The 21,337-nt window shown below is 67.5% G+C and carries 16 protein-coding genes; 12 read left to right on the forward strand and 4 right to left on the reverse strand.

Annotation, left to right across the window (positions count from 1 at the left end):
- Positions 1 to 59 precede the first annotated feature (59 nt).
- Genes trpE through trpC form a run of 4 tightly spaced genes read left to right on the forward strand, consistent with a single transcriptional unit; the run spans position 60 to position 4,067 of the window.
- A complete protein-coding gene (gene trpE / locus NFH66_RS04675) occupies positions 60 to 1,556 on the forward strand; it encodes an anthranilate synthase component I (protein ID WP_349611656.1) in 1,497 nt (498 codons plus the stop codon).
- Positions 1,557 to 1,578: 22 nt separating this feature from the next.
- Entirely contained in the window at positions 1,579 to 2,190 is a 612-nt protein-coding gene (locus NFH66_RS04680) for an anthranilate synthase component II (RefSeq protein WP_349608754.1), read from the forward strand.
- 10 nt (positions 2,191 to 2,200) lie between these two features.
- A complete protein-coding gene (gene trpD / locus NFH66_RS04685; protein WP_349611658.1) occupies positions 2,201 to 3,220 on the forward strand; it encodes an anthranilate phosphoribosyltransferase in 1,020 nt (339 codons plus the stop codon).
- 43 nt (positions 3,221 to 3,263) lie between these two features.
- On the forward strand, positions 3,264 to 4,067 hold the full coding sequence (gene trpC, locus NFH66_RS04690; RefSeq protein WP_349608755.1) for an indole-3-glycerol phosphate synthase TrpC: 804 nt from the start codon (positions 3,264 to 3,266) through the stop codon (positions 4,065 to 4,067).
- Positions 4,068 to 4,175: 108 nt separating this feature from the next.
- On the opposite strand, the gene NFH66_RS04695 is transcribed toward trpC, so the two are convergent.
- A complete protein-coding gene (locus tag NFH66_RS04695) occupies positions 4,176 to 7,394 on the reverse strand; it encodes an FAD-binding and (Fe-S)-binding domain-containing protein (protein WP_349608756.1) in 3,219 nt (1,072 codons plus the stop codon).
- A 366-nt stretch (positions 7,395 to 7,760) separates the two neighbouring features.
- Between NFH66_RS04695 and serS the strand changes: the two genes are divergently transcribed.
- Both serS and NFH66_RS04705 read left to right on the forward strand, forming a co-directional pair.
- Complete coding sequence (serS, locus tag NFH66_RS04700) at positions 7,761 to 9,038, forward strand: serine--tRNA ligase (RefSeq protein WP_349608757.1); 1,278 nt, start codon at positions 7,761 to 7,763, stop codon at positions 9,036 to 9,038.
- 133 nt (positions 9,039 to 9,171) lie between these two features.
- Positions 9,172 to 10,275, forward strand: a complete 1,104-nt coding sequence (locus NFH66_RS04705) for an AI-2E family transporter (RefSeq protein WP_349608759.1) — start codon at positions 9,172 to 9,174, stop codon at positions 10,273 to 10,275.
- A 73-nt stretch (positions 10,276 to 10,348) separates the two neighbouring features.
- On the opposite strand, the gene trxA is transcribed toward NFH66_RS04705, so the two are convergent.
- On the reverse strand, positions 10,349 to 10,672 hold the full coding sequence (gene trxA / locus NFH66_RS04710; RefSeq protein WP_305795743.1) for a thioredoxin: 324 nt from the start codon (positions 10,670 to 10,672) through the stop codon (positions 10,349 to 10,351).
- Between the two features lie 244 nt (positions 10,673 to 10,916).
- Between trxA and cysB the strand changes: the two genes are divergently transcribed.
- Positions 10,917 to 11,888, forward strand: a complete 972-nt coding sequence (gene cysB / locus NFH66_RS04715) for an HTH-type transcriptional regulator CysB (RefSeq protein ID WP_349608761.1) — start codon at positions 10,917 to 10,919, stop codon at positions 11,886 to 11,888.
- A gap of 114 nt (positions 11,889 to 12,002) precedes the next feature.
- On the opposite strand, the gene NFH66_RS04720 is transcribed toward cysB, so the two are convergent.
- Positions 12,003 to 12,623 (reverse strand): phosphoadenosine phosphosulfate reductase domain-containing protein, encoded by a 621-nt coding sequence (locus NFH66_RS04720; RefSeq protein ID WP_349608763.1) that lies wholly within the window; start codon positions 12,621 to 12,623, stop codon positions 12,003 to 12,005.
- A 109-nt stretch (positions 12,624 to 12,732) separates the two neighbouring features.
- Positions 12,733 to 14,109, reverse strand: a complete 1,377-nt coding sequence (gene pabB, locus NFH66_RS04725; protein ID WP_349608765.1) for an aminodeoxychorismate synthase component I — start codon at positions 14,107 to 14,109, stop codon at positions 12,733 to 12,735.
- A 226-nt stretch (positions 14,110 to 14,335) separates the two neighbouring features.
- Between pabB and NFH66_RS04730 the strand changes: the two genes are divergently transcribed.
- The 5 genes from NFH66_RS04730 (at position 14,336) to prpF (ending at position 21,203) form a co-directional block, all read left to right on the forward strand.
- Positions 14,336 to 15,046: a GntR family transcriptional regulator gene (locus NFH66_RS04730; RefSeq protein WP_349608766.1), complete on the forward strand. Its 711-nt coding sequence runs from the start codon at positions 14,336 to 14,338 to the stop codon at positions 15,044 to 15,046.
- Between the two features lie 31 nt (positions 15,047 to 15,077).
- A complete protein-coding gene (prpB, locus tag NFH66_RS04735; protein ID WP_349608767.1) occupies positions 15,078 to 15,983 on the forward strand; it encodes a methylisocitrate lyase in 906 nt (301 codons plus the stop codon).
- Between the two features lie 43 nt (positions 15,984 to 16,026).
- The gene (prpC, locus tag NFH66_RS04740) at positions 16,027 to 17,154 is read left to right on the forward strand and encodes a bifunctional 2-methylcitrate synthase/citrate synthase (RefSeq protein WP_349608768.1); all 1,128 of its coding nucleotides are present in this window, start codon (positions 16,027 to 16,029) and stop codon (positions 17,152 to 17,154) included.
- Between the two features lie 2 nt (positions 17,155 to 17,156).
- A complete protein-coding gene (acnD, locus tag NFH66_RS04745) occupies positions 17,157 to 19,787 on the forward strand; it encodes a Fe/S-dependent 2-methylisocitrate dehydratase AcnD (protein ID WP_349608769.1) in 2,631 nt (876 codons plus the stop codon).
- 225 nt (positions 19,788 to 20,012) lie between these two features.
- On the forward strand, positions 20,013 to 21,203 hold the full coding sequence (gene prpF / locus NFH66_RS04750) for a 2-methylaconitate cis-trans isomerase PrpF (protein WP_349608770.1): 1,191 nt from the start codon (positions 20,013 to 20,015) through the stop codon (positions 21,201 to 21,203).
- Positions 21,204 to 21,337 lie beyond the last annotated feature (134 nt).

A 21,337-nucleotide genomic window follows, 5' to 3' on the forward strand; every position in this document is an offset into this window, starting at 1 on the left:
CGCGGTGCCTGTGTGTGCCCGCCATTGCCAACCCGTCTTATCGAGGAATTCCGGGCATGATGACCCCCGAACGCTTTCATGAGCTGGCCGATGCCGGCTATAACCGCATCCCGGTCACCCGCGACGTGCTGGCCGATCTCGACACCCCGCTTTCCACCTACATGAAGCTCGCCAATGCGCCCTGGACTTTCCTGCTGGAGTCCGTGCAGGGTGGCGAGAAGTGGGGGCGCTACTCGATCATCGGCCTGCCCTGCCGCGAGCGCATCGAGGTGCGTGGCTTCAGCGTCAGCCATATCGTCGATGGCGAGCTCCACGGCGCCGCCGAGGTGAAGGACCCGCTGGCGTGGATCGAGCAGTTCCAGGCGCGCTTCAAGGTGCCGCGCCTGGACGACCAGCCACGCTTCGACGGTGGCCTGGTGGGCTACTTCGGTTACGACACTATTCGCTATATCGAGCCGCGCCTGCGCAGCGAGGTCGCCGCCGCCAAGCCCGACCCGCTGGGCGTGCCGGATATCCTGCTGATGGTGTGCGACGAGCTGGTGGTGTTCGACAACCTCTCCGGGCGGCTGACGCTCTGGACCCACGCCGACCCCGCCGAGCACGGTGCCTATGCCAACGCCGTGGAGCGCCTGGAGGCCCTGGAGATCCGCCTGCGTAGTGCGACCCTGAACAGCGTCAGCTCCGGCACCGGCAGTGCCGCGGTGGAGGAGGGCGACTTCACCTCCGGGTTCACCGAGGCGGGTTTCAAGGCCGCGGTGGAGAGCATCAAGGAGTATGTGCTGGCCGGCGACGTCATGCAGTGTGTGCCCTCCCAGCGCATGTCGATCCCCTATCGTGCCGCGCCGCTGGACCTCTACCGGGCACTGCGCAGCCTCAACCCCTCGCCCTATATGTTCTTCCTCGACCTGGGCGATCACCAGGTGGCCGGCTCCTCGCCGGAGATCCTGACCCGCCTGGAAGAGGGCGAGGTGACCGTGCGCCCCATCGCCGGTACCCGCAAGCGTGGCCGCAGCGAGGCCGAGGACCGGGAGCTCGAGGAGGAGCTGCTGGCCGATCCCAAGGAGCGCGCCGAGCATCTGATGCTGATTGATCTCGGCCGCAACGACGTGGGCCGCATCAGCGAGACCGGCTCGGTGAGGATCACCGAGGAGATGGTGGTGGAGCGCTACTCCCACGTCATGCATATCGTCTCCAACGTTACCGGGCGCCTCAAGCCGGGGCTCACCGCCATGGACGCCCTGCGCGCCACCTTCCCGGCGGGCACCGTCTCCGGCGCTCCCAAGATCCGCGCGCTGGAGATCATCGACGAGCTGGAGCCGGTCAAGCGCGGGATCTACTCCGGTGCAGTGGGCTATCTCTCCTGGCACGGCAACCTGGATACCGCCATCGCCATCCGCACCGCGGTGATCAAGGATGGCGAGCTTCACGTCCAGGCCGGGGCCGGCATCGTCGCCGACTCGGTACCCGAGATGGAGTGGCAGGAGACCCTCAACAAGGGGCGGGCGTTGTTCCGCGCCGTGGCCATGGCCGAGCGCGGCCTGGACAACCTCGAATAGCCCGGTGGTGGAGAGACGAGCCATGACAGTCTGCATGATCGACAATTACGACAGCTTCACCTTCAACGTGGTGCAGTACCTGGGTGAATTGGGCGCCGAGGTGGAGACCCATCGCAACGACGCCATCACCCTCGCCGAGATAGAGGCCATGGCACCGACCCACCTGGTGGTCTCGCCGGGGCCCTGCACCCCAGACCAGGCCGGCATCTCCATGGACGCCATCCGCCACTTTGCCGGGCGACTGCCGATACTGGGCATCTGCCTTGGCCACCAGGCCATCGGCCAGGTCTATGGCGGCGCGGTGGTGCGCGCCCCCCAGGTGATGCACGGCAAGACCTCGGCCATCCGCCACGCCGGCAAGGGGGTGTTCGCGGGCCTCGAGGATCCGCTGGAGGTGACCCGCTACCACTCCCTGGTGGTGGATCGGGCGACCCTTCCCGAGTGCCTGGAGATCACCGCCTGGACCGGGGACAATGACATCACGCCGGGGTTGATCATGGGCCTGCGCCACCGCGCGCTCGACGTGGAGGGCGTGCAGTTCCACCCCGAGTCGATCCTGACCCGCCAGGGCCACGAGCTGCTGGCCAACTTCCTCAAGCGTCGTGCGCAAGCGCCGCTGGGCCGTGCCGAATAGGAGAACCATGATGCAGATGCGAGATGCCCTCGGTGCCCTGATGCGCCGCGAGAACCTCAACTTCGCCGAGACCCATGAGGTGATGCGCCAGATCATGACCGGGGAGGCCAGTGACCCCCAGATCGCCGCCTTCCTGATGGGCATGGCCATGAAGGGCGAGACCGCCGAGGAGATCAGCGCCGCCGCCCAGGTGATGCGCGAACTGATGAAGCCGGTGCATCTGAAGGCCGACAACGTGGTCGACATCGTCGGTACCGGCGGCGACGGTGCCAACCTGTTCAATGTCTCCACCGCCTCCAGCTTCGTGGTGGCGGCGGCCGGCGGCCACGTGGCCAAGCATGGCAACCGCGGCGTCTCCTCCTCGTCGGGCAGTGCCGACCTCTTCGCCGTGGCGGGGATCCACCTCGACCTCGATGCCGAGCAGGTGGCGCGCTGCATCGAGCAGGTGGGGGTCGGCTTCATGTTCGCCCCCAACCACCACCCGGCGATGCGCTACGCGGTGGCCCCGCGCCGCGAGATGGGCGTGCGCACCCTGTTCAATATCCTCGGCCCGCTGACCAACCCCGCCGGTGCCCCCAATCAGGTGCTGGGCGTCTACGCCCCGGAGCTGGTGCCGCTGATGGCCGACGTGCTGCGCCGCCTGGGCAGTCACCACGTGCTGGTGGTGCACGCCGAGGATGGCCTGGACGAGATCTCCCTGGCCCAGCCCACCCTGGTGGCCGAGCTCAAGGAGGGCGAGATCCACGAGTACGTGATCACCCCTGATGAGCTCGGCATACAGCGCCAGCCCCTGGATTCGCTGCGGGTCGCCTCCGCCGAGGACAGTCTGCGCCTGGTCGAGCAGGCACTGGTGGGCGAGGGGGCGGCGGCGGACATCGTCGCGCTTAACGCCGGTGCGGCCCTCTACGCCGCCGACGTGGCCGACAGCCTCAAGGAGGGAGTGGCCCTGGCTCAGGATGCCCAGGCCTCGAGGCTGCCCCTGGAGAAGCTCAAGGAGCTGGCCAACTTCACTCGTGTCTTCCTGCAGTGAGCGGTCCACGCTCACTCGGCTCACCCTCAAGAGGAGTTACCCCATGAGCGGTTCCGCTACCCCGACCATCCTCACCCGCATCCTCCAGCGCAAGGAGGAGGAGGTCGCCGAGCGCGCCCGCGCCGTGCCCGAGGCCGAACTGCTGCGCCTGGCCGCCGAGCAGGGGGCACCGCGGGGCTTCAATGCGGCGCTGGCGCGCTGCATCGCCGAGGGCGACCCGGCGGTGATCGCCGAGGTCAAGAAGGCCTCGCCCTCCCGCGGGGTGATCCGCGAGGATTTCAGGCCCGGTGAGATCGCCGCGAGCTACGCCGAAGGCGGGGCCGCTTGCCTCTCGGTGCTCACCGATGCCGACTTCTTCCAGGGCCACGAGGACTTCCTGATCGAGGCCCGCGACGCCTGTGGCCTGCCGGTGATCCGCAAGGACTTCATTACCCACGGCTACCAGGTGAGTGAGGCGCGTGCCATCGGCGCCGACTGCATCCTGCTGATCGTCGCCGCCCTGGAGGACAAGCAGATGGCCGACCTTCATCGGCAGGCGCTGGAGCTGGGCATGGACGTGCTGGTGGAGGTCCATGATGCCCACGAGCTCGAGCGGGCGCTGGCCCTGGACCTCGACCTGGTGGGCATCAACAACCGCGACCTGCACACCTTCGAGACGACCCTGGACACCACCCTGGAGCTGCTGTCGCGCGTTCCCGCCGGCGTCACCGTGGTCACCGAGTCCGGCATCCACACCCCCGGCGACGTGCTGCGCATGCGCGAGCACGACGTCAACGCCTTCCTGGTCGGTGAGGCCTTCATGCGCGAGCCCGACCCCGGCCAGGCGCTGCGCCGGCTGTTCTTCTGAGCCAGCTACGGGAAGCGTCAGAGGGGCCAGCATTCGCTGGCCCCTCTGGTTTTCACAGGCGGTGCGCCCCTCGGTGGCTTGCCGCGGTGGGCGCCTCGCGTTGCGGGGTCAGCTAGCCACCCGCAACACTTCCAGCAGCCCTTGCAGTGGGTGGGGCAGGGCCTGCTCGGAGAGCCGCTTCACCTGGCTGCGGCAGGAGTAGCCGGTGGCCAGCAGGCGGCCGGCGTTGGCGTCGTCTTCCACCAGCGGCTGCCACGATTGGGCGTAGATCGTCTTCGAGGTCGCGAGGTTACGGGCCTCATGGCCGTAGGTGCCGGACATGCCGCAGCAGCCGGTGGCCACCAGTTCGAGCTCCAGGCCGAAGGCGGCGAACACCCGCTGCCACGCCGTCGGGCTGCCCGGGGCGGTGGTGGCCTCGGTGCAGTGGGAGAGCAGCCGGAAGCCGGGGTCCGTGAGGCTCAGGCCGTTGGGGGCCAGGGTGTTGGCCCGGGTCACCAGCCACTCCTGGAGCAGCTGCACCTCGGGCACGGCGTCCGGCCCCAGCGCCTTCACGTACTCCTGGCGGTAGGTGAGGGTCATGGCCGGGTCGATGCCCACCAGCGGCACGCCGAACTCGGCCAGGGCGCGCAGCCGCCGGGCCTGCTTCGCGGCGGTGCGCTCGAAGGCCCCCAGGAAGCCCTGGACGTTGAGCGGCTTGCCGTTGGGGGAGAAGGGGGCCACGAAGACGCGCACGTCGAGGCGGCCGAGCAGCTCGACGATATCCATCACCAGCCGGGCCTCGAAGTGGCGGGTGAAGGCGTCCTGGACGATCACCACGCTGTTGGCTCTCTGCGCCTCGGTGAGCCGGCCGAGCGCTGTCGGCGTCGCCTCCGCCACGCCCCAGGCGGCGAGCTGCTGCTTCAGGCTGGCGCGGGAGAGGCGCGGGCTGTCCACCATGCCGACGGGGCCGGCCAGCAGGCGCGCCACCAGGCGGTTGCCGAGGGCGGCGTTGTAGAGCGGCGCGACCCGGGCGAGGGCGGGGAGCAGGAACTCCAGGCCGCCGACCAGGTAGTCGCGCACCGGGCGCAGGTAGCGGCCGTGGTAGGCCTCCAGAAACTGCGACCGCGAGTCGGGGACGTTGACCTTGACCGGGCACTGGCCGGCGCAGGACTTGCAGGCCAGACACCCCGCCATGGCGTCGTAAACCTGGTGGGAGACGTCGTCCTCGCCGCGCCGCCTGGCCAGGGTGTTGCCGAGTCGCCTGGGGAAGTGCCTGACGAACCCCCAAGCCCCCTCGGCGCGGCGCGCTCGCGCCTCCTCGATCAGGTCGACCCCCGCCTCGCCCTGCAGGCGCAGCCACTCGCGGATCAGGCTGGCGCGCCCCTTGGGCGAGTGGACGCGGTCGCGGGTCGCCTTCCATGACGGGCACATGGCGTCGTTGGGGTCGTAGTTGTAGCAGGCGCCGTTGCCGTTGCAGTAGACGGTGGCGGAATGGGCCTGCCACACCCGCGGATCGATGGTGCGGTCGAGCTGGCCGCGGGTCGGCACCCCGTCGATGGTCAGCAGTCCCGGGTCGACCCACCTGACCGTCTCCGCCCGATCGGCGGCGCTGGCTTGCGAGGTTGTTCCCGCGCCGCCGGGCGGGATAGACGCTGTACCCGCGGCGTCGGGCGGGATGGAGAGCGGCGTGGCGATCTTGCCGGGGTTGAGCTGGTTGTGGGGGTCGAAGGCCGCCTTGATCCGCTGCAGGCTGGGGTAGAGCTCGCCGAAGAAGGCCGGGGCGTACTCCGAGCGCACGCCCTTGCCGTGTTCACCCCACAGCAGGCCGCCGTACTTGCGGGTCAGCTCGGCCACCGCGTCGGAAACCTCACGGATCAGCCGCTCCTGGGCCGGGTCCTTCATGTCGATGGCGGGGCGCACATGGAGCACCCCGGCGTCGACGTGGCCGAACATGCCGTACGCGAGGCCGCGGGCGTCGAGCAGGGCGCGGAACTCACCGATGAAGTCGGCGAGGTGCTCGGGGGGCACCGCGGTGTCCTCCACGAAGGGGATGGGGCGCTTCTCGCCCTTGGCATCGACCCTGGCGTTCCCCAGCAGGCCCACGGCGCGCTTGCGCATGGCGTAGACCCGGGTGATGGCCTCGCGCCCCTCGGCCAGGGTGAAGCCGAGGCGCTCGACGCTGTCGTCCTGCTCGAGGTGGCGACAGAAGGCATCAACGCGCTCGGCCAGCCGCGCCGGGTCATCGTCGTTGAACTCCACCAGGTTGATGCCATGCACCGGCGTCTCGCCCTCGGGAAAGAACTCGCCGACGCTGTCCCACACGAAGTCCTCCATGGCCAGGCCCAGCACCCTGTCGTCGACCGTCTCGATGGAGGTCGGGCGCGCCTGCGGCTGGTCTTGTGAAGAGCCACCGCCGGCCATCAAGGCCTTGGCATCGCGCAGCGCGTCCATGAAACCGGCGTAGCGTACGTTGACCAGGGTCGAGTGCCTGGGGATCGGCAGCACGTTGAGCACCGCCTCGTCGAGCAGGCCCAGCGAGCCCTCCGAGCCGCACAGCAGGCTGTTCATGTCCAGCCGCCCCTGGTCGTCGCGCAGGTGCGCCAGGTCGTAGCCGGTCAGGCAGCGGTTGAGCGGGGGGAAGGTCGCGGCGATGCATTCGGCCTGGGTGTCGATGATCTCCCGGGCGGTGCGAACGACGCGGCCGGTGACATCGTCGCGCCCGCACAGCGCCTCGAGCTCGGTCGCCTCCAGCGGCCGGCTCACCAGGCGCTCGCCGCCCAGCAGCAGGGTCGAGAGCTCGAGGACGTGGTCGCGGGTCTTGCCGTAGGTGCAGCTGCCCTGGCCGCTGGCGTCGGTCGAGATCATGCCGCCGAGCGTCGCGCGGTTGGAGGTGGAGAGCTCCGGCGCGAAGAACAGCCCGTGGGGCTTGAGTGCGGCGTTGAGCTGGTCCTTGACCACCCCGGCCTGGACCCTGACCCGGCGCTTCTCGACGTCGATCTCGAGAATCCGGTTCATGTGGCGGGAGACGTCCACCACCAGGCCGTCGGTGAGCGACTGGCCGTTGGTGCCGGTGCCGCCGCCGCGGGGGGTGAGCACCACCCGGCGGTGCTCGACCTGGCCGGCCAGGTGGGCGATGCGCGCCAGATCCTCGCCGTGGCGGGGGTAGAGCGCGGCCTGGGGCAGGCGCTGGTAGATGGAGTTGTCGGTGGCCAGCACCGTGCGGGCGGCGTAGTCCGGGGCGATCTCGCCCTCGAAGCCGGCCGCCTTGAGGGCCTCGAGGAAACGCAGATAGGGGGCGGCAAGCCCGTGGGCGGTGCCGGAGTCGGTGGTGTCCAGTCGAGCAATCATGGCATCTTCAAGGGGAGGCGTGAATGGGCCTACTTTACCGCGCGGGGCCTGGTGACGCATCCCGGTAATCCAGGGCTATCGCAGATAGCCTGGCTGCTCGATAGCTCGGGGCTGATCTGGCGATAAGCCTACAAGGAGGCGCTGTAAATACCTCCCTGTACGCTACCTCGGCCGTCCCTGGTCCTCGGACCTCCTCTTCGGCTTATCCCCAGCGCCCCTTGGTTCGGTAACTGCGATAGCCCTGCCCGGTATATCGGTGCGCGTGGCGCCACTTTCGCCTTTTGCCTACAATGGTCGCCCTGTTTCCTGCCGCCGCCGCCGCCGCGCGGCCAAGACCCCAATCACCGACTGCAACGGACCGATTCCATGCTCGACCCCAAACTGCTGCGCAGCGACCTCGAGACGGTCGCCCAACGACTCGCCAGGCGAGGCTTTCCCCTGGATACCGAACGCCTCTCGGCGCTGGAGTCCCGGCGCCGGGAACTGCAGGCCGAGACCGAGGCGCTGCAGGCCGAGCGCAATACGCGCTCCAAGGCGATCGGCAAGGCCAAGGCGGCGGGTGAGGATATCCAGCCGCTGCTCGACGAGGTGAGTGACCTGGGCGAGCGCCTGGATGGCGCCAAGGCGCGCCTGGTCGAGGTCCAGGCCGAGTGGGATGATGTGGTCAGCGGCATTCCCAACCTGCCTCACGACAGCGTACCGGAAGGCCAGGACGAGAACGACAACGTCGAGCTGCACCGCTGGGGCACCCCCCGCGAGTTCGATTTCGTGGTTCGTGACCACGTCGACCTGGGCGAGCTGAAAGGCGATCTCGACTTCGACCTGGCCGCCAAGCTGACCGGGGCGCGCTTTGCGGTGATGCGCGGGCCCATCGCGCGGCTGCACCGGGCGCTGACCCAGTTCATGCTCGACACGCAGACCCAGGAGCATGGCTACGAGGAGTGCTATGTGCCCTACATGGTCAACGAGGCCTCGTTGCGCGGTACTGGCCAGTTGCCCAAGTTCGGTGAAGACCTGTTCCGCCTCGACGATGAGCGTGGCTACCATCTGATTCCCACTTCCGAGGTGCCGCTGACCAACTTCGCCCGGGACGAGATCCTCGAGGCTCAGGTGCTGCCGGTGAAGCTTACCGCCCATACGCCCTGTTTCCGCAGCGAGGCGGGCTCCCATGGCCGCGACACCCGCGGCATGATCCGCCAGCACCAGTTCGACAAGGTCGAGATGGTGCAGATGGTCGAGCCGGAGCACAGTTATGCGGCGCTGGAGGAGATGCGCGGTCACGCCGAGGCGATCCTCCAGGCCCTCGAGCTGCCCTACCGCGTGGTGACCCTGTGTACCGGCGACATGGGCTTCGGTGCTGCCAAGACCTACGACCTCGAGGTGTGGATTCCCAGCCAGGCCACCTACCGCGAGATCTCTTCGGTCTCCAACTGCGAGGAGTTCCAGGCGCGCCGCATGCAGGCTCGCTTCCGCCATCCCGAGCAGAAGAAGCCCCAGCTGCTGCATACCCTCAACGGTTCCGGTCTGGCGGTGGGGCGCTGCCTGGTGGCGGTGCTGGAGAACTACCAGAACGCCGACGGCTCGGTGACCGTGCCCGAGGCGCTACGCCCCTACATGGGTGGCCAGGAAGCGATCAATCTGTAGTCTCGCCCCAGTGCCTGGTGGCATCGAACCCCCGCCGCCGGCGGGGGTTCGGCGTTTTGGAGACATGACTGTCGATTGTTGCCGCGCTGGCGAGGGGGCATGATGAAGACCATGAGCAGTTTGGGAGAAGCCGATGAGTGACGCTAATGAGGGTGAATCGGGCATCATTCCGCTGAACCTGGTAATGGGGCTGGCGGCACTGGTGGTCATCGTGGCCGGCATGCGGGCCGGTTCCAGCCTACTGGTGCCCATCCTCCTGGCGGCCTTTATCGCGGTGGTCTGCACCGCGCCGGTGCTGTGGCTCAATCGCCATGGCCTGAGGCTGCGCCTTTCGGTATGGCTGACCCTGGTGGTGATCGGCGGGGTGATCTCGCTGCTGGGGCTGCTGCTGGTCAACAGCTTCGGTACCTTTGTCGATGCCTTGCCGGGCATCGAACAGAAGCTCTATGACTATTACCTGGGGCTGCTGGATGGATTGTCGCGCCTGGGGCTGGCCATTGATACCGACCGCCTGGCAACGCTGCTGGATGTCGAGCAGTTGGGCGGCTGGGTTCCGGCCCTGATCGGGGAGGTGGGCAACCTGTTGATGCAGAGCGTCGTGGTCGGGCTGCTGGCGGTATTTATGCTCTTCGAGACCCTGAGTTTCCGCGACAAGCTCTTCCGCGTACTGGCCAACCCGGCCCCCAGCCTGGATCGCTTCAGCGAATTCAGCCTGACCCTCAAGCGCTACCTGGCGGTGAAGACGGTGGTCAGCCTGGTGACCGGTGCCCTGGTCTGGATCGCCTGTCTGCTGGGGGGGGTGGACTTCCCCCTGCTGTGGGCGGTGCTCGCCTTTGCCCTCAACTATATTCCCAATATCGGGTCGGCCATCGCTGCGGTGCCGCCGGTGATGCTGCTGCTGGTCTCACCCGGAGGCGGCCTGCTCGATGCGCTGCTGCTGGCGGCGGCCTATCTGGGCATCAACTTCCTGATCGGCAATATCGTCGAGCCGCGCATGATGGGTAAGGCGCTGGGCCTCTCCACGTTCGTTGCCTTCCTGTCGCTGGTGGTGTGGGGTTGGGTCTTCGGCGTGGTGGGGATGTTGCTGTCGGTGGTGCTGACCATGACCCTGAAGATTGCCCTGGATAGCCACCCCCAGACGCGCTGGATCGCGCACCTGCTGGGGCCGGGTGACGAGCCGGCACTGCTGGAGGCGGATCGGCCGCCTTCCGAGCGCGACGGAGAAGAGGGCGGCTGAGCCTGGAGGAGGGAGCCTGAAACGACATCGCCCCGGCCGAAGCCGGGGCGATGTCGTCGGCGGACGGTGCCGCTCAGGCGTTCTGTTCGATGAACTGGCTGAGCTGGGACTTGGACTGGGCACCGACCAGTGAGGCAACTTTGGTGCCGGACTTGAACAGCATCACGGTGGGGACGCCGCGGACGCCCTGTTCGGCGGCGATTTCGGGAGCATCGTCGACATTGATGCTGACGACCTTGAGGTTGCCGCTGCGCTCTTCGGCGACCTCGTCGACCACCGGTGCCATTACCTTGCAGGGACCGCACCAGGGGGCCCAGAACTTGAGCAGTACCGGCGTTTCGGCCTTGAGGACTTCCTGCTCGAAGTTGGCATTGGTGACATCGACGTTATTGGCCATGGGGTTCTCCAGTTACGTTGCGCTGCATCGAGCGGATCAGGTAGGCAGGCGACGCCTGGGAGTCGCCTGTCCGGTCGGAGGATGTTAGCGGTCGACCGGAGTGCTGGCAAATCGGGAATGCCTATCGGCGGCCCGTGCGCTGTCCGGCATTATATGCTATTAATGCATTAATAATCGTTTTGTTATTCCATTGCATTCCGCTTCGACGCCCTCCAGCCGGATGGGGCGGCATGGGAGAGTCGCTATGAAACTACAGCAGCTGCGTTACATCTGGGAAGTCACTCGCCATAACCTCAACGTCTCGGCTACCGCCCAGAGCCTGTTCACCTCGCAGCCCGGGATCTCCAAGCAGGTACGCTTGCTCGAGGATGAGCTGGGCGTCGAGATCTTCGCCCGCAGTGGCAAGCACCTGACCCGGGTCACCCCGGCGGGACAGGCGATCGTCGAGCTGGCCGGCGAGGTGCTACGGCTGACCGAGAATATCAAGGAGGTCGCTCAGGAGTTCAGCGATGAGCGCCGCGGCAGCCTGTCGCTGGCCACGACCCACACCCAGGCGCGCTACGCCCTGCCGCCGGTGATTCGTGAGTTCACCCGCCAATATCCCGAGGTGGCCCTGCATATGAAGCAGGGCACGCCCAAGCAGATCGCCCAGATGGTCAGCGATGGCCAGGCCGATTTCGCCATTGCCACCGAGTCGCTGGAGCTGTTCAACGACCTGGTGCTGCTGCCCTGCTATCGCTGGAACCGCTGCATCCTGGTGCCCAAGGGGCATCCGCTGACGCAGGAGGCCGAGTTGACCCTGGAGGCCATTGCGCGCCACCCGCTGGTGACCTACGTGTTCGGCTTCACCGGCCGTTCCCAGCTCGACGACGCCTTCCGCGACAAGGGCCTGACCCCCAGCGTGGTGCTGACCGCCGCCGATGCGGATGTGATCAAGACCTATGTGCGCCTGGGGCTGGGGGTGGGCATCGTCGCCCATATGGCGGTGGATCCGGAGCAGGACACCGACCTGGTGGCGCTGGACGCCGGCCACCTGTTCGCGAGCTCCACCACCAAGATCGGCATTCGTCGCGGCACCTTCATACGCGGCTATATGTACGACTTCCTCAAGGGCTTCGCGCCCCACCTGGAGCGTGAGGTGGTGGATGCCGCCCTGGCCGCCGGGCCGCGCCACGAGCGGGCGCTGTTCGATGGGGTCGAGCTGCCGCTGCGCTAGGCGGCGATTGCTACGCCGTCATGCCGTCACGCGGTGGCGCACAGGCGCGGAGCATGAAGGGAGCATGAAGACGGCCGCCCGGAACACCGGGCGGCCGTCCTGCATTCGGCAGGCTCAGTGCTGCAGGTGCAGGCCACACTCGCGCTTGGCTTCGACCTTGGTGGGGTCGAAGTAGTCGAACTCGTTGGGCAGGTCGTGGCGCTGCAGGTAGGCGTAGAGATCCTTCGCCGTCCAGTTCAGCAGCGGTGCTACCTTGAGCAGGCCGGCGGCGTTACGGCTGGCCGGGGTCATGCGCGAGCGTTCCGGAGTGTCCTCGGCGCGCAGGGCAGTGAACCAGACATCCGGCGCCATCTCGCCGAGGGCCCGCTCGAAGGGCTCGATCTTCACTTCCTGGGTAAAGGCGCCATGATGCGGGTCGTCGATGCCGGGGAAGGGGCCCTCCAGCGCCTCGCGATGAGCGCGGGTGCGCCGCGGCAGATAGCTGATCAGGTTGAGGTCGAGGCGGCGCACCAGGGCGTCGGCGAAGCGGTAGGTGGCCTCGGTATTGTAGCCATGGTCCATCCACACCACCGGGATGTCCGGCCGCTGGCGAGACACCATATGCAGGATGACCGCCTCGAAGGGGCGGAAGTTGGTGGTGCAGATCGGCCGGGTTCCCTGGTCCAGGGCCCAGCGGATCAGGGCTTCCGGATCCTGGCCGAGGTCGCGGTTGATGATGTCGAGCGTCTCAGTCATGGGGCATCTCCTGGTGCGTATGCCGCCTACCCTAGCCGAGCCGCGGGGCGCGCGACCAATACCGATTTCTTGCGTTGTTATTACACAAAAGGAATAAGTGATGATTTTCTTATTCCTTTTTTCCGATCTCCGTGAGTGCCGACATCAGGTGGCGGATCTTGTCCCACGTCTCCTGGTACTCCGCCTCGCCCTCCGAGTCGGCCACCAGGCCGCCGCCGCCCCATAGGTGGAGGTGACCGCGGTCCGCCACGGCGGTGCGGATGGCGATGGAGGTGTCCATGTGCCCGCGGATATCCACGTAGCCCAGGCTGCCGCAGTAGGCGCTGCGCCGGCTCGGTTCCAGTTCGTCGATGATCTGCATGGCGCGCACCTTGGGCGCACCCGTGATGGAGCCGCCGGGGAAGGCCGCCGCCAGCAGCTCCAGGGGCGTGCGCCCGGCGGAAAGCGTGCCGGTGACCACGCTGACCAGGTGGTGGACGTTGACGTAGCTCTCCAGGCCGCAGAGCTGGGGCACTCGCACCGTGCCGGGGCGGCAGCTGCGCCCCAGGTCGTTGCGCAGCAGGTCGACGATCATCACGTTCTCGGCACGATCCTTCAGGCTGCCCTCGAGCTCGCCGGCCAGGCGGGCATCGCTCTCGGGGGTGTCGCCCCGCGGGCGGGTGCCCTTGATGGGGCGGGTCTCCACCTGGCCGTCGCGGCACGCCAGGAAGCGCTCCGGTGATAGCGAGAGGATCGCCTGCTCGCCATGTGCGGAGGGCCAGGCCATGAAACCGGCAAAGGGCGTCGGGGTTGCCTGACGCAGACGGCGGTAGGCGTGCCACAGATCCCCCCGGTAGGGCGCGCTGAAACGCTGGGCCAGGTTGACCTGGTAGCAGTCGCCGGCACGGATATAGCGCTGCACGGCGGCGAAGCGTGCCAGGTAGGCGTCGCGGTCGAGTTCGGCGACAAACGGGGCGGTCAGCCGGCAGGGGATCTCGGCAACCGAGGCGCTGCTCAGCCACTCGAGTACCTGGCGACGGCGCGCTGGGGTGGCCACCAGCCAGGCCTCTTCGCGCTGGTGATCCTGGATCAGCGCCCAGTCGTAGAGGCCCACCCGGCTGGCCGGCAGCGCTACGGCGGCCCGGGCGCGTTGACCCACTGGCTCCAGGAGTGAGCCGAGGTCGTAGCTCCAGTAGCCGATCAGTCCGCCGAGGAAGGGCAACTCGCTCTCGGGCAGCGACCGGGTCGCGGTAAGGCGCTCGAGTAGCGCCTGCTGGGCGGCGAAGGGGGGGAGGCCCCGAAGCTCCGGCACGCCGTCGATGTGGCCAGCCGCATCCACCTCCAGCACCGCCAGCGGGTCGCTGGACAAGATGTCATAGCGCCCCCCTGGTGCCTCCGGGCGGCCACTGTCCAGCAATACGGCGCCGGGCCTTCCACGCAGGCGCGTGAAGGCGGGGAGTGGGGTGGGCCGGTAGGGGTGCGGCGTGATCTGGAGTGGTGCGGTCATCGATGGGCCTATGCAGATGGGGTGCCCATTCTAGGCGTCGGAAGCGCCGCTGTCCTCGTCATGGCGCGCCGAAGGTCTCAACGTTGCCGGCTGCATTGTCGACACTCCCTGCCGCAAGGGTCGAGTTGTTTACAACCAAAGGCGTATCGATCGGTCGTGACGCCATGTTGACCCGAGCTCAGCCAATGGCTACTCTTCACTCACCTCTTAATTGTCGACAATCACCATGAAGCCAGCCGAAGCCGAAACGTCCAGTCCCGAGGTGCGCACCCTGGCCGAACGCGTATTCCAGCAGCTGCAGGATGCCATCGTCCGCGGCGAGCTGGCGCCGGGCAGCAAGATCACCGAGCCCGGCCTGGCACGGACCTATGGCATCTCCCGCGGACCGCTGCGCGAGGCGATGCGCCGCCTGGAGGCGCATCGCCTGATCGAGCGGGTGCCCCACGTCGGTGCACGGGTGGTGAAGCTCTCCATCAAGGAGCTGCTCGAGCTGTTCGACGTGCGCGAGGCGCTGGAGAGCATGGCCGCCCGCCTGGCGGCCGAGCACATGACCGCCGAGGAGATCGCCGGGCTGCGCGAAGTGCTCGCGATGCACGAGCGCCAGGCCGACCTCAAGAAGGGCGAGGCCTACTATCAGCGCGAGGGTGACCTGGACTTTCACTATCGCATCGTCCAGGGCAGCCACAACCACATGCTGGTGACCATGCTCTGCGACGACCTCTACTACCTGGTGCGGCTCTACCGCACCCAGTTCAGCGCCACTGGTTCGCGCCCGCAGCGCGCCTTCGTCGAGCACCACCGCATCGTCGACGCCATCGAGGCCGGCGACGCCGAACTCGCCGAGCTGCTGATGCGCCGCCATGTCAGCGCCTCCCGGGCCAATGTTGTCGATCGCTATGCCGCTTCCCTCCGGGAACAGGAAGAGACCACGGCCTGACCCGTCATCGGATACCACCAGGAGAAACACCATGACCCAGCAGACCCCCGGCGCCCGCTTCCGCGCCGCCCTCGAGGCCAATCGCCCGCTCTCCATCGTTGGCACCATCAACGCCTATACCGCCATGATGGCCGAGCGTGTCGGCCACCAGGCCATCTACCTCTCCGGCGGTGGCGTGGCCAACGCCTCCTTCGGGCTGCCGGACCTGGGCATGACCACCATGAACGACGTGGTCGAGGACGCCCACCGCATCTGCGGCGCCACCGACCTGCCGCTGCTGGTGGATATCGACACCGGCTGGGGTGGCGCCTTCAACATCGCCCGCACCGTTCGGGAGATGCAGCGCGCCGGCGTGGCCGCCGTGCACCTCGAGGACCAGGTGGCCCAGAAGCGCTGCGGTCACCGTCCCAACAAGGCGATCGTGTCCCAGCAGGAGATGGTCGATCGCGTCAAGGCCGCCGCCGATGCGCGCATCGACCCTGACTTCTATCTGATCGCGCGCACCGATGCCTTCCAGAAGGACGGTCTGGATGCCGCCATCGAGCGCTCCCAGGCCTGCATCGAAGCGGGTGCCGACGCCATCTTCGCCGAGGCGGTGCACACCCTCGACGACTATCGCGCCTTCTGCCAGCGCGTCGATGCGCCGATTCTTGCCAATATCACCGAGTTCGGCGCCACGCCGCTGTTCTCCCAGCAGGAGCTGGCCGAGGTGGGCTGTCGCATGGTGCTCTACCCGCTGTCCGCCTTCCGCGCCATGAACGCCGCGGCGCTCAAGGTCTACCAGAGCATCCACGACAATGGCCATCAGCGCGATGTGGTCGAGCTGATGCAGACGCGCGATGAGCTCTACGACTTCCTCAACTATCACAGCTTCGAGCAGAAGCTCGACGCCTTGTTTGCCGAGAACGAGATCGCCGAGAAGGGCAGCGACGCCTGACGCGCGCTCTACGCCGGAAACACCACTCAAGAGGAGAGATGACATGGCTGATAAACCCATTAGCGGCGCAGGCCTGCGCGGCCAGAGTGCTGGCGCCACCGCCCTGTGTACCGTCGGCAAGACCGGCTCCGGCCTGACCTACCGCGGTTTCGACATCAAGGAGCTGGCGGAGAAGGCAAGGTTCGAAGAGGTGGCCTACCTGCTGCTCAAGGGCAAGCTGCCCAACCAGACCGAGCTCGACGCCTACATCGCCAAGCTCAAGGGACTGCGTGGCCTGCCTTCGGCACTCAAGACCGTGCTCGAGCAGATCCCCCGGGACGCCCACCCCATGGACGTGATGCGTACCGGCGCTTCCATGCTCGGCAACCTCGAGACCGAGCAGAGCTTCGACGAGCAGCAGGACGTCTCCGACCGCCTGCTCGCCGCGCTGCCGTCGATCATCTGCTACTGGTACCGCTTCAGCCACGATGGCGTGCGCATCGAGACCGAGACTGACGACGACTCGGTGGGCGGGCACTTCCTGCACATGCTGCGTGGCGAGCCGGCCTCCGAGCTGCACGCCCGGGTGATGAACGTCTCGCTGATCCTTTACGCCGAGCACGAGTTCAACGCCTCTACCTTTACCGCACGCGTTTGTGCCTCGACGCTCTCCGACATGCACTCCTGCGTGACCGGCGCCATCGGCTCCCTGCGTGGCCCGCTGCATGGCGGTGCCAATGAGGCGGCCATGGAGATGATCGAGGACTGGCAGTCCGCGGATGAGGCCGAGAGCAAGATCCTCGGCATGCTCGAGCGCAAGGACAAGATCATGGGCTTCGGCCACGCGATCTATCGCGAGTCCGACCCGCGCAACGCGATCATCAAAGAGTGGTCGAAGAGGCTGGCCGAGGACGTGGGTGACAGCGTGCTCTATCCGGTCTCCGAGCGCGTCGAGGCGGTGATGTGGCGCGAGAAGAAGCTGTTCTGCAACGCCGACTTCTTCCACGCCAGCGCCTACCACTTCATGGACATCCCGACCAAGCTGTTCACCCCGATCTTCGTCTGCTCGCGGGTCACCGGCTGGTGTGCCCACGTCTTCGAGCAGCGCGCCAACAACCGCATCATCCGTCCCAGCGCCGACTATATCGGCCCGGAGAAGAGCGAGTGGGTGCCCATCGAGCAGCGGGGGTGAGCATGAATACCGACTACCGTAAACCGCTTCCCGGCACCGAGCTGGACTACTTCGACGTGCGCGCGGCCGTCGAGGCGATCCAGCCCGGTGCCTATGACACCCTTCCTTACACCTCGCGGGTACTCGCCGAGCAGCTGGTGCGCCGTTGCGATCCGGCGCTGCTCACCGCTGCGCTCACGCAGCTGATCGAGCGTCGCCGCGACCTGGACTTCCCCTGGTACCCGGCGCGCGTGGTGTGCCACGACATCCTCGGCCAGACGGCGCTGGTCGACCTGGCCGGCCTGCGCGACGCCATCGCCGAGCAGGGCGGCGACCCGGCCAAGGTCAACCCGGTGGTGCCCACCCAGTTGATCGTCGACCACTCCCTGGCCGTCGAGCACGCCGGCTTCGAGCCGGACGCCTTCGACAAGAACCGCGCCATCGAGGATCGTCGCAACGAGGATCGCTTCCACTTCATCGAATGGACCAAGACCGCCTTCGAGAACGTCGATGTGATTCCCGCCGGCAACGGCATCATGCACCAGATCAACCTGGAGAAGATGTCGCCGGTGGTGCAGGCGCGCCCCGACGAGAACGGCAAGCGCGTGGCCTTCCCGGATACCTGCGTGGGCACCGACAGCCACACCCCGCATATCGACTGCCTGGGCGTGATCGCCATCGGCGTCGGCGGCCTCGAGGCCGAGACCGTGATGCTGGGCCGCCCCTCCATGATGCGCCTGCCCGACATCGTCGGCGTGGAGCTGACCGGCAAGCCCAACCCCGGTATCACCGCCACCGACATCGTGCTGGCGATCACCGAGTTCCTGCGCAAGGAGCGCGTGGTGGGGGCCTACCTGGAGTTCTTCGGTGAGGGGGCCAAGAGCCTCACCATCGGCGACCGCGCGACCATCTCCAACATGACCCCGGAGTATGGGGCCTCGGCGGCGATGTTCTACATCGACGAGCAGACCATCGATTACCTGACGCTGACCGGCCGCGAGCCGGAGCAGGTCGAACTGGTCGAGACCTACGCCAAGCAGATCGGCCTGTGGGCCGACTGCCTGGAGCAGGCCCAGTACGAGCGGGTGCTGACCTTCGACCTTTCCAGCGTGGAGCGCAACCTGGCGGGCCCCTCCAACCCGCACCGTCGCCTGCCCACCAGCGCCCTGGCCGAGCGCGGCATCGCCGTGAACTATGAGCGCGCCCAGGCGGAGGAGCGGGAGGGCAGGATGCCCGATGGCGCGGTGATCATCGCCGCCATCACCAGTTGCACCAACACCTCCAACCCGCGCAATGTGGTGGGTGCGGCCCTGTTGGCCAAGAAGGCCAATGAGCTTGGCCTGACGCGCAAGCCCTGGGTGAAGTCGTCGTTTGCGCCGGGCTCCAAGGTGGCACGCCTCTATCTGGAGGAGGCCGGCCTGCTGCCGGAGCTGGAGAAGCTCGGCTTCGGCATCGTTGCTTACGCCTGCACCACCTGCAACGGCATGTCCGGCGCTCTCGATCCGAAGATCCAGCAGGAGATCATCGACCGCGATCTCTACGCCACCGCCGTGCTCTCCGGCAACCGCAACTTCGATGGCCGCATCCACCCCTACGCCAAGCAGGCCTTCCTGGCCTCGCCGGCGCTGGTGGTGGCCTACGCGATCGCCGGGACCGTGCGCTTCGACATCGAGAAGGACGTGCTGGGTACCGATCACGACGGCAACCCGGTGACGCTCAAGGACCTCTGGCCCTCCGACGAGGAGATCGACGCCATCGTCGGCGAGTTCGTCAAGCCGGAGCAGTTCAAACAGGTCTACATCCCGATGTTCGACCTGGATGCCTTCGAGAAGGCCGAGAGCCCGCTCTACGACTGGCGTCCGCAGAGCACCTACATCCGTCGACCGCCCTACTGGGAAGGCACCATGGCCGCCGCGCGCGAGCTCAAGGGGATGCGCCCCCTGGCGATCCTGCCGGACAACATCACCACCGACCACCTGTCGCCGTCCAATGCCATCATGATGGACAGCGCGGCGGGGGAGTATCTGCACAAGATGGGCCTGCCGGAGGAGGACTTCAACTCCTACGCCACCCACCGCGGCGACCACCTCACCGCCCAGCGGGCGACGCTCGCCAACCCCAAGCTCTTCAACGAGATGGTGCGCGACGAGAAGGGCGAGGTGGTGCAGGGCTCACTGGCGCGCATCGAGCCGGAAGGCAAGGTGACCCGCATGTGGGAGGCCATCGAGGCCTATATGGAGCGCAAGCAGCCGCTGATCGTCATCGCCGGCGCCGATTATGGCCAGGGCTCCTCCCGTGACTGGGCGGCCAAGGGCGTGGCCCTGGCCGGGGTCGAGGCGATCGCCGCCGAGGGCTTCGAGCGCATCCACCGCACCAACCTGATCGGCATGGGCGTGATGCCGCTGCAGTTCCAGGAGGGCACTACCCGCCACACCCTGCAGCTTGACGGCACCGAGACCTATGACGTGGAAGGGACGCCTGAGCCGGGTGCGACCCTGGAGCTGGTTATCCACCGCAAGAGCGGAGAGGTCGATCGCGTGCCGGTGACCTGCCGCCTGGATACCGCCGAGGAGGTCACCGTCTACTCCGCCGGCGGCGTTCTGCAGCGCTTCGCCAAGGACTTCCTGGAGTCCTCGGACGAAGCGGTCAGCTGAATCGGGCGGCGGGGTCAAGGTCTTGCCGCCTTGTCGACAGCTCGAAGCTTCTCCGGCGACAGGCCTACGAGGGGGCGCTGTGAACCCTTCCCTGGGCGCTACCGACGCCGTTCCTGGCGTAGGACCCCCTCTCTGGCCTGTCCCCGGCACTTCTCGCTTCAGGTAGCTACACCATTTGCTGCCGCGCTTTACGGCGCGGCAGCTTTCCTTCCGGAGTCATTTCTCATGGCACACGTTCCCCAGATTCGCATTCCCGCCACCTACATGCGCGGCGGCACCAGCAAGGGCGTCTTCTTTCGCCTCGACGACCTGCCCGAGGCCGCCCGGGTGCCGGGCGAGGCCCGCGACCGCCTGCTGATGCGGGTGATCGGCAGCCCCGACCCCTACCAGAAACAGATCGACGGCATGGGCGGGGCGACCTCCAGCACCAGCAAGACCGTGATCCTCGCGAAGAGCGAGCACCCCGGCCACGACGTCGACTACCTGTTCGGCCAGGTCGCCATCGACAAGGCCTTCGTCGACTGGAGTGGCAACTGCGGCAACCTCTCCGCGGCGGTGGGGCCCTTCGCCATCAGCAACGGCCTGATTGATCCCGCGCGCATCCCCGAGAACGGCGAGGTCGAGGTGCGCATCTGGCAGGCCAACATCGGCAAGACCATCGTCTCGCGGGTGCCGATCACCGACGGCCAGGTGCAGGAGACCGGCGACTTCGAGCTCGACGGCGTGACCTTCCCGGCCGCCGAGGTGCCCGTGGCGTTCAAGGACCCCGCGGATGGCGAGGGCGCCATCTTCCCCACCGGGCAATTGGTCGACGACCTGGAGGTGCCGGCCGAGGTGGTGGAGGGGGGCATCCTCAAGGCCACGATGATCAACGCCGGCATCCCCACCGTCTTCGTCAACGCCGCCGATCTCGGCTACACCGGCAGCGAGCTGCAGGAGGCGATCAACGGCGACGCCCAGGCGCTCGAGCGCTTCGAGGCCATCCGCGCCCATGCCGCCCTGCGCATGGGACTGATCAGTGAGCTCGGCGAGGCCGCCAATCGCCAGCACACGCCCAAGGTCGCCTTCGTGGCGCCGCCGGCGAGCTACACCGCCTCCAGCGGCAAGGCGGTCGAGGCCGACGCGATCGACCTGCGGGTGCGGGCGCTCTCCATGGGCAAGCTGCACCACGCCATGATGGGCACCGCCGCGGTCGCCATCGCCTCGGCGGCCGCCATCGAGGGCACCCTGGTCAACCTGGCCGCCGGCGGCGGCAAGCGCCGCGCCGTCACCTTCGGCCACCCCTCCGGCACCCTGCGGGTCGGCGCCGAGGCGAGCCTGGTCGACGGCCGCTGGGTGATCGACGAGGCATTGATGAGCCGCAGCGCCCGGGTGCTGATGGAAGGCTTCGTGCGGATCCCCGGCGACAGCTTCTGAGTCCACGCCATGCGCCGGAACGCCGCCTCGGGTCGAAAGTGAACTGACCCCGCATAGAAACACCCCGAAGGTTGGATTGGGTGTCCAACTCTCGGGGTGCAGTTCTTGGCCTTGGGGGGCAGCTCCGGCGCAGC

It is taken from the genome of Halomonas sp. H10-9-1 (assembly GCF_040147005.1).
Taxonomy (GTDB): domain Bacteria; phylum Pseudomonadota; class Gammaproteobacteria; order Pseudomonadales; family Halomonadaceae; genus Halomonas.

Coding starts and splice junctions, on each gene's coding strand:
- trpE (WP_349611656.1), top strand. CDS start 60: ATGACCCCCGAACGCTTTCATGAGCTGGCCGATGCCGGCTATAACCGC.
- NFH66_RS04680 (WP_349608754.1), top strand. CDS start 1,579: ATGACAGTCTGCATGATCGACAATTACGACAGCTTCACCTTCAACGTG.
- trpD (WP_349611658.1), top strand. CDS start 2,201: ATGCAGATGCGAGATGCCCTCGGTGCCCTGATGCGCCGCGAGAACCTC.
- trpC (WP_349608755.1), top strand. CDS start 3,264: ATGAGCGGTTCCGCTACCCCGACCATCCTCACCCGCATCCTCCAGCGC.
- NFH66_RS04695 (WP_349608756.1), bottom strand. CDS start 7,394: ATGATTGCTCGACTGGACACCACCGACTCCGGCACCGCCCACGGGCTT.
- serS (WP_349608757.1), top strand. CDS start 7,761: ATGCTCGACCCCAAACTGCTGCGCAGCGACCTCGAGACGGTCGCCCAA.
- NFH66_RS04705 (WP_349608759.1), top strand. CDS start 9,172: ATGAGTGACGCTAATGAGGGTGAATCGGGCATCATTCCGCTGAACCTG.
- trxA (WP_305795743.1), bottom strand. CDS start 10,672: ATGGCCAATAACGTCGATGTCACCAATGCCAACTTCGAGCAGGAAGTC.
- cysB (WP_349608761.1), top strand. CDS start 10,917: ATGAAACTACAGCAGCTGCGTTACATCTGGGAAGTCACTCGCCATAAC.
- NFH66_RS04720 (WP_349608763.1), bottom strand. CDS start 12,623: ATGACTGAGACGCTCGACATCATCAACCGCGACCTCGGCCAGGATCCG.
- pabB (WP_349608765.1), bottom strand. CDS start 14,109: ATGACCGCACCACTCCAGATCACGCCGCACCCCTACCGGCCCACCCCA.
- NFH66_RS04730 (WP_349608766.1), top strand. CDS start 14,336: ATGAAGCCAGCCGAAGCCGAAACGTCCAGTCCCGAGGTGCGCACCCTG.
- prpB (WP_349608767.1), top strand. CDS start 15,078: ATGACCCAGCAGACCCCCGGCGCCCGCTTCCGCGCCGCCCTCGAGGCC.
- prpC (WP_349608768.1), top strand. CDS start 16,027: ATGGCTGATAAACCCATTAGCGGCGCAGGCCTGCGCGGCCAGAGTGCT.
- acnD (WP_349608769.1), top strand. CDS start 17,157: ATGAATACCGACTACCGTAAACCGCTTCCCGGCACCGAGCTGGACTAC.
- prpF (WP_349608770.1), top strand. CDS start 20,013: ATGGCACACGTTCCCCAGATTCGCATTCCCGCCACCTACATGCGCGGC.